Below are 12566 nucleotides of genomic sequence, written 5' to 3'. Positions count from 1 at the left end.
TGGGTTTATGATTGTTTGAAATCAGCATATTGATACCGGGCCAGTTGAAGGATGCGATACAGCAGCACTGCTACTACCAGGGGAGCAAGCCAGTGGTGTTGGATGGAGGCGGTCCATTGTCCGTGTAAAAAATAATGAATACCGTGACCTAATCCGCAGCCGGGGCAAATGGGGATACCTATATTTTTGAACAAACACAGGCTGCCTGCATTCTCATTGGGCCTCATCACATATAGGAGGGTAAGGCCCAGGGGCCATGCCAGCAGTTCTATATTTATTTTTCGCCAGGAAGCGGTAGCCACATCAAATATTTTAAAAATACATATGAATGATGGCAGAGCATCTTACACAAATATTTAGATACAAGTTAAAGAAATAGTTTTTCAATCAAAATAAAATCCTAATTTTGTAGAAGGAAAAATGATTCAAACGAAGGGGACGAGATATTGTCCCCTTCGCGCTTTTTGTATGGCAAACGAACACGTGATAAAAACTATCCGGGAAATGGCAGAAGGACTGCTGGCGAATAATCCCGACAATTTTTTGGTAGACATCAGAATTAAGCCCACTAACAATATCAAGCTCTTTCTGGACGGGGATAAAGGGGTGCCGGTGGCTACGCTGGTGTCATTCAACCGTCAGTTATATCCTTTGCTGGAAGCGGCTGAACTGTTCCCAAATAACGATTTCTCCCTGGAAGTTTCGTCCGCAGGCCTGGATGAACCGCTCAAACTGCACAGACAATACCTTAAAAATATTGGACGCAAAGTGGAAGTTACCCTGCTGGATGGCTCTGTAAAAGAGGGCACCCTCCAAACGGTAACCGAAGATGCTATTAACATCGAGGAACTGATTGGCAAGAAGAAAGAAAAGAAATCAACTGATTTAAAACTTAATGAAATAAAGCACACAAAGGTGTGCATCGTGTTTTAAAATATAACAACTAAACATGGCTAGTATTAACTTGATTGAGTCATTTACCGAGTTCAAGGAGGCGGAAAACATTGACCGTCCTACATTGATGAAGGTCCTGGAGGATGTGTTCAAAACGCTTCTGCGGAAAAAGTATGGCTCAGATGAGAATTTTGACGTGATTGTAAATACCGAAAAAGGTGACCTTGAAATATTACGCCGTCGAACCATTGTAACGGATGGGGAAGTAGAAGATGATAATGCCCAGATTGCCTATTCTGAAGCTATTAAGGTAGAACCGGATTACCAGGTAGGCGAGGATTTATATGAAGAGGTAGAGATCATGGATTTCGGCCGCAGGGCTATCCTGGCAGCGAAACAAACATTATCTGCCCGTATCGGCGATCTGAAAAAGAACATCCTGGTAAAGAAATATGCCGACAAAGCAGGTGAAATTGTAAATGGTGAAGTATACCAGGTTTGGAAAAAAGAAGTTTTATTGCTTGATGATGAAGGGAATGAGTTAATTTTGCCTAAATCTGAACAAATCCCCACAGATTATTTCAAAAAAGGGGAGAACGTAAGAGCGGTGGTGAAGAAGGTGGAAATGAAAAACAACGCACCACTCATCATTCTCTCCCGCACACATCCATCCTTCCTGGCTAAATTGCTGGAAATTGAGGTGCCTGAGATCTTTGACGGGCTTATAGTGATCAAGAAAATTGTTCGTGAACCAGGAGAAAGAGCCAAAGTGGCTGTTGAATCCTACGATGACCGTATAGATCCGGTAGGAGCCTGCGTGGGTATGAAAGGAAGCCGTATACATGGCATCGTGCGCGAACTGAGAAATGAAAATATAGATATCATTAACTTTACCACCAACATTCAATTGTTGATTCAGCGTTCCTTAACACCCGCCAGGATCAGCCGCATGGAAGTGGATAACGAAAACAAATACGCTTCCGTTTACCTTAACCCCGACCAGGTATCACTGGCTATCGGTAAAAAAGGAGTAAACATTAAGCTGGCTTGTGAACTGACTGGTTTTGAGATTGATGTATTCCGTGATGAAGCGCAGGAACAGTCTGAATTTGATATCGATCTGGAAGAATTCTCGGATGAAATCGAAGAATGGATAATAGATGAGCTTAAACGAATAGGTTGTGACACTGCCCGCAGCGTATTGGAGCTGACCGTTGAAGAATTGGTTCGCCGTTCCGATCTGGAAGAAGAGACAGTGCAGGATGTAAGAAGAATATTACAGGAAGAGTTTGACAAAGAATAAAGCCGAGCCACAACCCTTCCCAGGTAAAGGCCTTATTAGAAAGGGAATTGATTTTTTCGAGTTATTGTTTAAACGTAAAAAAACATCCCGTTTTGAAGAAACGGGAAACAGGGGAGGCCCGAAATACGATATGCCTGAAACAACAAACAACACACCACGATTGCTGGCTGCAGCCAAAGAGTTTAATATTGGTAAGGAGACCCTCATCGATTTCCTTGGCAATAAAGGCTTTGATATGGACGGCTTTGGTTCTCCCAATGCCCGTCTTACGGCTGTTATGTACACAGCACTGCAGTCGGAGTTCCAGCAGGACAAGGCTAACAAGCGCAAAAGCGACCAGATAGCCCTGCCTAAAGGAAGCGTGTTAGAAACGATGAAGAAGAAAGAGAAGGAGGAAGCGGAAGCGGCGGCTAAAAAGAATACCACTAAAGAAAAAGAAGAGGCAGCTCCTGCTCCGAAACAGGAAGCAAAACCTGAACCTAAACCGGAACCAGTTAAGGAAACACCTAAACCGGAACCGCAACCACAGGCGAATGTTGCCCCGGCAACACCGCCTCCCGCAAAGGAAAAAGCTGAACCGAAGCCTGAACCACCCGTTGTTACAGCTCCCCCTGTTGCGGAAGTTCCCAAAGCGCCGGCAACGCCTCCTCCGGCAGAACCAGACGCAGTGAAGAAAACGGATTCGCCGAAAATCAACGGCCCTAAAGTGATCACCACTATCGATCTGGACGCATTAAACCGCAATAAAAAACCAGTTGCTAAAAAAGCAGACCAGGAAGAAACCCCGGCTCCGCAACCCGAAGCAGTGAAACCACCGGTACAAGAAGAAAAACCGGCGCCCGTTACACCCGCCCCTCCCGTTGCTGAAAAACCGGAACCTAAACCCGTTCCTGCCCCTCCCGTACAGGAAGCAACTACAGCATCAACTGAAAAACCAGTTGAGAAAGCTGATAAAGCTGATAAAGTGGAACAGGCCCCTAAAGCTGAAACCACTCCACCAGCAGAGAAAGTAGCGAAAACAGATAAGACCGATACGACAGAAAAAACGGAAAAAGCCGCACCGGTTGAAGATAAACCTGTAGTTAATAAAGTGGAAGAAGTATTACAAGCCGCAAAACCGGCTGCAGTCAAAGAACCGGCACACGTTCCTGTTAAACATGTCGTAAAAACGGAAAATCGCAAACCCTCTACTGCCGAAAACACCCCACCAACACCTCCTCCGGCAGCCCCACAGGCACAGGACGAGGCGTCTGGCTCTGCGGTGATCGAAAATATCCAGGCTGAAAAATTGACCGGCCCTAAAGTGATCGGCAAAATTGAGCTGCCAGTTCAGTCTGACAGACGCGATAATAATAAGAACAGCAACTTTAGCAGGGACGAGAAACGCAAACGCAAGCGTATCATCGTGGAAAAGAAACCTGAACCCGTTCAGCCTAAAGACTTTAAAGAAGGCGACCGCAAAGAAGGCGGCGCTCCAGGCGAACATCGCCCGCATCAGCATGGTGGACAAGGCGGAAATCGCCCGCACCACAATGATAACCGCGGAGGTGGACATCAGGGCCAGGGCGGCGGAAATCGCCCGCAAGGCGATAACCGTAACCATAACCGTCCAGGCGGCGCCAACACAGGCACCGGCGGCGGTAACTACAACAGACCTGCCGGACAAGGCCAGGGTCAGGGCGGTGGCTATAACAGGCCAGCCGGACAAGGCGGTCCAGGCGGCGGAGGTAACAGACCAGCCGGACAGGGTGGCGGTTACAACCGTCCAGGCGGCGGACCAGGTGGTGGTGGCAACAGACCCGGACAAGGCGGTGGCTATAACAGGCCAGGCCAGGGTGGCGGCTACAACAGACCAGGTCAGCACCGCGGTGAGGATAAACGTACTACCGAAGAAAAAGAAATCGATAAGAACGAGATCCAGAATAAGATCAAAGAAACAATGGCCAAGCTCGGTGGCGGCGGTCGCGGTAAAAACGTGAAAGCTAAACACCGCAGAGAAAAACGTGAAGAAAGAGCCAACCAGAAAATTAACCAGGGCGACGGAGACAACAAACTCCAGGTAACAGAATTCGTTTCTGTATCCGAACTGGCTAACCTGATGGATGTAAGCTTCGCTGAAGTTATCTCTAAATGTATGGGCCTCGGTATCATGGTATCTATCAACCAACGTCTCGATGCGGAAGTAATAGAACTGGTGGCCGGCGAATTCGGATACGAAGTTGAATTCATTGGTCTGGAAGATGCAGAAGAAACCGATGATGAAGATGAAGTAGATGATCCGGCAGATCTGGAACCACGTGCACCGATCGTAACCATCATGGGTCACGTCGATCACGGTAAAACCTCCCTGCTCGATTACATCCGGAGTGCAAATGTGGTAGCCGGTGAAGCCGGTGGTATCACCCAGCACATCGGTGCGTACCAGGTAACAACTGCCAGCGGCAAAAAGATCACGTTCCTGGATACTCCGGGTCACGAAGCGTTTACCGCGATGCGTGCCCGTGGCGCCAAAGCAGCAGATATCGCTGTAATCGTGATCGCTGCTGATGATGCTATCATGCCGCAGACAAAAGAAGCGATCTCCCACTCACAGGCGGCGGGACTGCCAATGGTATTCGCTATCAACAAAGTGGATAAAGAAGGCTCCAACCCTGAGAGAATCAAAGAACAACTGGCCGGCATGAACCTCCTGGTAGAAGACTGGGGCGGTAAATACCAGAGCCAGGAAATATCTGCCAAAAGCGGGTTAAATATCGATGTACTCCTCGAAAAAATATTACTGGAAGCGGAACTGCTGGAATTGAAAGCCAATCCCGACCGCGAAGCCTCCGGAAGTATCGTGGAAGCTACCCTGGATAAAGGTCGCGGTTACGTTGCCTCCCTCCTGGTACAAAATGGGACCCTCCGTCAGGGCGATACCATCGTATCCGGCTCCTTCTTCGGAAAAATCAAAGCTATGTTCAACGAACGCGGCCAGAAAATGGAAGAAGCAGGACCATCCATGCCAGTACAGGTACTCGGCCTGAATGGTGCGCCGCAGGCAGGTGAGAAATTCAAGATGTACACCGAAGAATCTGAAGCCAAAGAAGTGGCTAACCGCAGAGCACAAATCGTTCGTGAACAGGGTATCCGTACCAAGAAACATATCACCCTGGATGAAATCGGCCGTCGTTTGGCACTGGGTAACTTCAAACAGCTCAACCTCATCATCAAAGCCGACTTTGACGGTTCCGTAGAAGCATTGAGCGACTCCCTGCAGAAACTGTCTACCGAAGAAATCGTGATCAGTATCGTTCATAAAGCAGTAGGTCAGATCACCGAATCCGACGTATTGCTGGCAACCGCTTCTGACGCCATCATCCTCGGATTCCAGGTACGACCTTCCTCCCAGGCTGCCAAGCTCGCGGAGAAAGAGAATATCGAAATCCGTAACTACTCCATCATCTATGACGCAATCGATGAAATCAAGAGCGCAATGGAAGGGATGCTGGAACCAAAAATCGAGAAGAAAGTGGTGTGCAACGTTCAGGTGCGCGAAACTTACAAATTCGAGAAGGTTACCGTGGCAGGTTGCTTCGTTATCGATGGCAAGCTGACAAGAAACACCCGTATCAACGTGGTGCGCGACGGTATCGTGGTTCACACCGGCGAACTCGGCTCCCTGAAACGTTATAAAGATGACGTGAAAGAAGTAGCCGCCAACATGGAGTGTGGTTTGAGCGTTCGCGGATACAGTGACCTGAGACCGAACGATAACATCGAAGGGTTTGAAGAAGTAGAAGTGAAGAGAACTTTATAAGAAGCCTGTAGTCAAAAACTACCCGCTTTAAAATAACAAACAGCGAAGAAAAGAACGATCCGTAGTGTAAAACCTATTATCGTTAGGGAGTGTTAAGATAACTGTGTAAACTGTATTCTGTTCATAACTGTAAGTTGCATCGCTGTTGCCCAAAAAGATTTATAAACTGTATTAACATAATGGGCCAGTCTCTTTGAGGCATGGTCCATTTTTTTTGCGCTTGCATCAGGCTGAGGTAGACCACTTTTTCGACGGCCTGGTCGCTCGGTAAAATACTCCTGGCTTTGGTGTATTTTCGGATTCCCCGATTCACGTTTTCGATCAGATTAGTCGTATAAATGATCTTACGGATCTGTAACGGGAACTCAAAAAAGGTCGAGAGATGGTCCCAGTTGGTACGCCAGGATTTGACTATGTAGGGGTACTTGGAACCCCATTGGTCTTCAAAATGCTGCAGCTCTGTCAATGCTATATCAGCGTCAGGTGCGCTGTATATCTGGCGTAAAGCAATAGCGGCCTCCTTCTTGTCTTTCCAAACAACAAATTTCAGTGAGTTCCGTAATTGGTGAACTATGCAGATTTGAGTTTTTGTCTGAGGATAGACAGATTTAATCGCTTCCACAAAACCTTTCAGGTTATCAGTACTAGTGATCAAAATATCTTCAACCCCGCGGGCCTTAAGATTAGTCAACACATTCATCCAGAATGCCGCACTTTCATTCTGACAAATCCACATCCCCAATACCTCCTTATAACCACTGTTGTTAAGGCCTACCGCTATCTGCACCGCCTTATCTATGACTTTACCATCCTGACGTACCTTGAATATGATAGCGTCCATCCAGACAATCATATACACCCGTTCCAGCCTTCTGTTCTTCCATTGTTCGATATGATCTATTACCCGGTCGGTGATGTGAGAAATAGTTGCCTCACTCATTTCTACTCCATATAGCTCCCGAACGTGACTTTCGATATCACGAACAGTCATGCCGTGAGTATATAAACTCAAAACGTTGTCTTCTATTTCAGCCATTACCCGACTTCGCTTGGGGATCAACTGAGGCTCAAAACTACCATCTCTGTCTCTTGGAATTTCTAAAGGGATTTCACCCAGATTTGACTTTACTTTTTTCTTGCCGTAACCATTGCGGCTATTGGTATGTTCTACTCCTTCAGGAGCATGTTTTTCGTAACCCAGGTGTTCATCCATCTCCGCTCTGAGCATCTCCTGGATACCCATGCGGTACATTTCATGGAAAAGATCGGAGAGATCTTTACTGGATTTGATTTTACCGCTTTTTAAACGGTGGGCCAGTTCTTCTTGAATGGCCTGCTGTAGCTTGTCCATAAGATAACTGATTAGTTTAAAGGTAAGATTTTAATTAGAGACTGCTATGAACTACCACAGCAGCCTCTACATATTATCTTTGGCCTTTACACAGTTATCTTAACACTCCCTATCGTTATTTTCTTCGCTGTTTTTTTGGCTAAGATGCTTATAGCTAAAAGGCGGCAGCTTATCTAAACTTTTGTTAAATCCATCGACTTTCCCTATGCTACTGACTTTTAAATGGTTATTTTTGGTTTTTACCGCTTTTGTATGAAGAAACTTTTAGCATTATCCGCAGGCGCTTTGCTGCTATGGCAGGCTTCTACGGCCCAGAAACTGGTGGCAGACAAGATTATCGGCGTTGTTGGGGATAAAATTATCCTCAAATCCGATATGGACGGAGCACTCAGCGATCAGCAACACAATTCGCCCGATGGCAATCTGGCGCCCGATGCTGCGTGCAAAACACTGGAAATGCTGATTTCCCAGAAAGTAATGGTGTTACAGGCGGAAAGAGACAGTTTACCGGTAAGTGACGGCGATGTGGAAGCCCAGATGGAAAACCGTATCCGCTACTTTGAATCCATGTACGGCAGTAAGGAAAAAATGAAAGAAGTTACCGGCTACTCCATTTACCAGCTCCGCGAACGCTTCCGTCAGCCTATCAAAGAAGGTTTGCTGGCCCAGGCAATGCGTAACAAAATCATTGAACCGGTAAAAGTAACACCCTCAGAAGTAAAACGCTTCTTTGATGCTATCCCGAAAGATAGTCTTCATTTTTACGAGTCAGAACTGGAAATAGGTACCCTCGTGCTACAGCCAAAAGCTACCCGCGAAATGGACCAATACGCCATTGACCGCCTCCTCGATTTCAAAAAACGTGTTCAGAATAAAGAATCAGATTTCGGCTCCCTCGCTATCCTGTACTCCGAAGATCCGGGCGTAAAGGATAACAAAGGCGTGTACACCCTGAACCGTAACGATAAAAATACCTGGGATCCCGACTTCCTGGCATCCGCTTTCCGCTTGAAAGAAGGAGAGATCTCCTCCCCGGTGAAGTCCCAACACGGATACCACCTGATCATGATGCTGAAACGCTCCGGCGATAACGTTACCGTACAACACATCCTCGTAAGAGCCGCAGTAACCAAATCCGACCTGGCAAGCAATACTGCCAAACTGGATTCCATCCGGAAAAGCATTGTGGCAGGCAGAATCACCTTCTCGGAAGCAGTAGCCAAATACAGCGACGCACCAAGCGCCAAGTTTGATGGCGGTATGATGCAGTCCAAAACAGGCGACGGAAGCACCCTGATCACCATCGATCAGCTGGATGACCCTACCGAAAGGGATATCGTAATGATGCTGGATACCCTGAAACCAGGTCAGATTTCCGCCCCGGTGCAGTTTACAGATGAAAACGGCCGTGCAGCAGTACGGATCGTGTACCTGAAAACACGTACCCAGCCACACCGCGAAAACCTTACAGATGACTATTCCCGCATCCAACAGAGAACACTGGATATCAAACGCGCGGAAGCCATCAACAAATGGCTCATCGAAAAAATCCCGACCTTCTACGTACATGTAGACGATCAATACAAAGAATGTAATCACATCAGCCAGTGGATGGCTGCCCTTGCCAAGCAATAATCAAACTATTTATTTATATAAAGCGGAGATAGAAGCGGGAGCTTTTATCTCCGCTTTTTTTTATGCCCTGATAGGGAATAGGCAAAGGCTGATAGCTTTACCATTCGCTTTCTGGTTTTCTCCTTTTTTGGCGTACCTTTGCGACTTCAATTTTCTGCCATGAGTGATGCGATCAAACATGAATGCGGTCTGGCATTTATAAGATTAAGAAAACCGTTTTCCTACTACCAACAAAAATATGGGAGTGTTTTCTATGGGCTGAACAAACTATACCTGCTCATGGAAAAACAACACAACAGGGGCCAGGATGGCGCTGGTTTGGCTACCGTGAAACTGAACACCGAACCAGGCGTTCCATTTATGCACCGCATCCGCAGTGCTGCTCCACAGGCCATCGGAGATATTTTTGCGAAAGTACGTGATGAGATACAGGAAATAGAAAAATATCAGCCGGAAATCACCAAATACCCCGGCCTGATGAAAGGCCATGTGCGTTTCCTCGGAGAACTCATGATGGGACATATCCGTTATGCCACCCAGGGTAAAAATAACGTGGAACTCTGCCATCCTTTCGTACGCTACAATACCATTCCTGCCCGCAACCTCGCTATGGCAGGCAACTTCAACCTGATAAACACCGATGAACTGTTTGAGTTTTCCCAGGCACAACCTGGTGAAGTGCACAAAAACAGTGATCTGGCCGCCATGCTGGAAGTGGTACATCATTTCCTCGCCAAAGAAGACAATGAAGGCAGCAACGACCTCGATATCAAAAAGATCCTCCAACAGGCATTTTCCATGTTTGATGGGGGCTACCACACCTGCGGCCTGATCGGCTCAGGGGATGCTTTCGTGATCCGTGATGCACACGGTATCCGTCCTTCTTACTATTATATTAATGATGATGTAATTGTGGCTGCCTCTGAAAGGGCCGCTATCCGCACTACCTTTAATGTAGGCGAAAATGAAGTGCTGGAACTGATGCCGGGTAATGCACTGATCGTTAAAAACAACGGCGACTACTCCATTGAACAAATTCTCGAACCTAAAGAACGTAAGGCCTGCAGCTTTGAAAGGATTTACTTCTCCCGCGGTAACGACGAAAAAATATACAGAGAACGTACAGAACTTGGTCGTAACTTATCCGGTACGGTGTTAAAGGCCATCGATAACGACCTTCGCAATACCATCTTCTCCTTTATTCCAAACACCGCTGAAGTAGCTTTCTACGGCCTTGTAAAAGGACTGGAAAACTATCTCAACAAAATAAAAGTAGAACGTATCCTCTCCTGGGGCAACGACTTTGATGAGGAAAAGCTCTCCGAAATGGTGAACCGCCGGATCCGCATCGATAAAATAGCCACCAAAGATGTGAAAATGCGTACGTTCATCACCGAAGACTCCAGCCGTAATGAAATGGTACAACACGTGTACGATATCACCTATGGTAAGGTAAGACCCGGTATTGACTCGCTGGTGGTAATTGATGATTCTATTGTGCGTGGTACCACCCTGAAGGAAAGTATCGTGAAGATGCTGGACCGCTTAGGACCCAAAAAGATCATCATCGTATCCTCTGCCCCGCAGATCCGCTACCCGGACTGCTACGGTATTGATATGAGCAAGATGGGCGATTTCGTAGCCTTCCAGGCCGCTATTGCCCTCCTGAAAGACCACGGTAAGGAACATATCCTGAATGAAGCCTATGGCCTCTGTAAGGAACTGCAACGCACCAACACCCTTCACGCACAAAATGTAGTGAAGAACATCTATAAGCCATTTACCCCGGAACAGATCTCTGCCAAGATTGCGGAAATCCTCAACCCAGGCGGTATTAAAGCAGCCATAGAAGTGATCTATCAATCTATCGAAAGCCTCCATGAAGCTTGTCCGAATAACCTGGGCGACTGGTACTTTACCGGTAATTACCCCACTCCGGGCGGCAACCGTGTAGTGAATAAAGCATTCATGAACTATATGGAAGGCAAAAACGAAAGAGGATATTAATCGTATAAATAATCAGAGATCTGGTCATTTAGTATTCAGAAGAGTCATTCTTTTGAGCTGAATAATCAGATTTCTTATTATTTAAATGACTAATTGTTTTCATGTTAATTTTATCTTAAATAACCCCCTGTCTTCTGACTGTATAAGTCTAACAAGTTAACTTCCTGTAAAATCTGTATTTTCGTTATAGTTAATTATAGGTTTTCAGCCCATGAAAACATTACTACTTATACGTCATGCTAAATCCAGCTGGACCGATCCGGACATGGATGATTTCGACCGGCCCCTTAACAAACGGGGAAAAGCGAACGCGCCCGAAATGGCGCAACGCCTTATTACCCGTGGCATGGTGCCGGAATTAATTATTTCCAGCCCCGCCAAAAGGGCCAGAGCCACCGCTAAAATAATGGCAAATGAGTGGAACTATCCCAAACAGGCTATCCTGCTGGAAGAAGAATTGTATCTCTGCTATGCCGCTACTTTTCTGAAGGTGATCACCAAAATTGATGACGACTTTGGCGCCGTGGCCATCTTTGCCCATAACCCCGGCATCACCGATTTTGCTAACTACCTCACCGAAGAAATCAGGATAGATAACGTACCCACTACCGGTATCTTTGGTATCCAGGCAGACACCGATAGCTGGAAAGATTTTGACCTGGCAAAGAAAAAATTCCTCTTCTTCGAGTATCCCCGTAAAGATTAGTCTTTCACTATTTTATTGTAAGAAGCGGTAATTCCCTTGATCAGGGAAGAACTGAAGCCCTGGTGTTCCATTTCGTTAAGACCAGCAATAGTGCAGCCTTTGGGCGTGGTTACCTTATCGATTTCTTCTTCCGGATGGCGGCTTTCGCGGATCAGCAGCTCTGCTGCCCCCTTTACCGTTTGCGCGGCAATTAAACTGGCCGTACGCACATCAAATCCGATTTCAATCCCTCCCTGGATATTTGCCCGGATGTAGCGCAACGCAAAGGCAATACCACAGGCGCCCAGCACTGTAGCGGCGTCCATCAGCTTTTCATCAATAGCTACCGTAGCGCCCAACTGGTCGAACATCGTTTTCACATACCGGATCTGCTCTTCACTGGCATGCTTATGGGCAATACAGGTGATAGATTCCTGGATAGCGATAGCCGTATTAGGCATGGCCCGCACCACCGGCATTCCGGGTACCACATGCTCCAGGTCGTCGATGCTAACACCGGTAACCACGCTGATCAGTATATGCTTTGCCGGGTTAAAGGAACCCTTGAACTCCTGCAATACCTCCCGCACATTATACGGTTTTAAAGCCACCACAATTATTTCCGCTTCGCGGATGGCAATATCATTATCCGTTTCTATCCGCACGCCTGCATCACGCAGATCTGTAAGGGTACTGGTGTTACGCTTGGTGATAATGATATCGCCGGCCTTTGAAAACCCGCTCTTCAGCAATCCCTGGGCGATGGCCGATCCCAGATTTCCTCCACCTATAATGGCTATTTTTTTGGCTGACATAAAAAATGAAGATTACATTATAAATCGCAAGAAAGGTATAACAAATGCTGCATCCATGCAAACGACAGCGATTCATT

General features: G+C 46.8%; 9 protein-coding genes. 6 read left to right on the top strand and 3 right to left on the bottom strand.

Features of this window, described 5'->3' with window-relative positions; all coding sequences use genetic code 11:
- Positions 1-5: 5 nt before the first annotated feature.
- On the bottom strand, positions 6-302 hold the full coding sequence (locus ACMXI2_RS28620; protein ID WP_483779294.1) for a DUF2752 domain-containing protein: 297 nt from the start codon (positions 300-302) through the stop codon (positions 6-8).
- A gap of 166 nt (positions 303-468) precedes the next feature.
- Between ACMXI2_RS28620 and ACMXI2_RS28615 the strand changes: the two genes are divergently transcribed.
- The 3 genes from ACMXI2_RS28615 to infB all read left to right on the top strand — a co-directional run bounded on the left by ACMXI2_RS28615 (position 469) and on the right by infB (position 5996).
- Positions 469-933 (top strand): ribosome maturation factor, encoded by a 465-nt coding sequence (locus tag ACMXI2_RS28615; RefSeq protein WP_483779293.1) that lies wholly within the window; start codon positions 469-471, stop codon positions 931-933.
- Between the two features lie 16 nt (positions 934-949).
- Positions 950-2197, top strand: a complete 1248-nt coding sequence (gene nusA, locus ACMXI2_RS28610; protein WP_079471571.1) for a transcription termination factor NusA — start codon at positions 950-952, stop codon at positions 2195-2197.
- A gap of 130 nt (positions 2198-2327) precedes the next feature.
- On the top strand, positions 2328-5996 hold the full coding sequence (gene infB, locus ACMXI2_RS28605; protein ID WP_483779292.1) for a translation initiation factor IF-2: 3669 nt from the start codon (positions 2328-2330) through the stop codon (positions 5994-5996).
- Between the two features lie 121 nt (positions 5997-6117).
- On the opposite strand, the gene ACMXI2_RS28600 is transcribed toward infB, so the two are convergent.
- The gene (locus ACMXI2_RS28600) at positions 6118-7347 is read right to left on the bottom strand and encodes an IS256 family transposase (protein ID WP_483778654.1); all 1230 of its coding nucleotides are present in this window, start codon (positions 7345-7347) and stop codon (positions 6118-6120) included.
- 252 nt (positions 7348-7599) lie between these two features.
- On the opposite strand from ACMXI2_RS28600, the gene ACMXI2_RS28595 reads away from it, so the two are divergent.
- From ACMXI2_RS28595 to ACMXI2_RS28585, 3 genes are all read left to right on the top strand, one after another.
- The gene (locus ACMXI2_RS28595; protein WP_483779291.1) at positions 7600-8982 is read left to right on the top strand and encodes a peptidylprolyl isomerase; all 1383 of its coding nucleotides are present in this window, start codon (positions 7600-7602) and stop codon (positions 8980-8982) included.
- A 279-nt stretch (positions 8983-9261) separates the two neighbouring features.
- The gene (locus ACMXI2_RS28590) at positions 9262-10989 is read left to right on the top strand and encodes an amidophosphoribosyltransferase (RefSeq protein WP_483779290.1); all 1728 of its coding nucleotides are present in this window, start codon (positions 9262-9264) and stop codon (positions 10987-10989) included.
- 211 nt (positions 10990-11200) lie between these two features.
- Complete coding sequence (locus tag ACMXI2_RS28585; protein WP_483779289.1) at positions 11201-11695, top strand: SixA phosphatase family protein; 495 nt, start codon at positions 11201-11203, stop codon at positions 11693-11695.
- Here ACMXI2_RS28585 and proC read toward each other — a convergent pair.
- Positions 11692-12489, bottom strand: coding sequence for a pyrroline-5-carboxylate reductase (gene proC, locus ACMXI2_RS28580; protein ID WP_483779288.1), 798 nt, complete (start codon positions 12487-12489; stop codon positions 11692-11694). The genes ACMXI2_RS28585 and proC overlap by 4 nt on opposite strands.
- Positions 12490-12566: the final 77 nt, after the last annotated feature.

This window comes from Chitinophaga sp. G7 BAM 1005 (genome assembly GCF_057126945.1).
The sequence above is the reverse complement of the archived record's forward strand: the minus strand, read 5'-3'. Positions and strand labels throughout refer to the sequence as shown.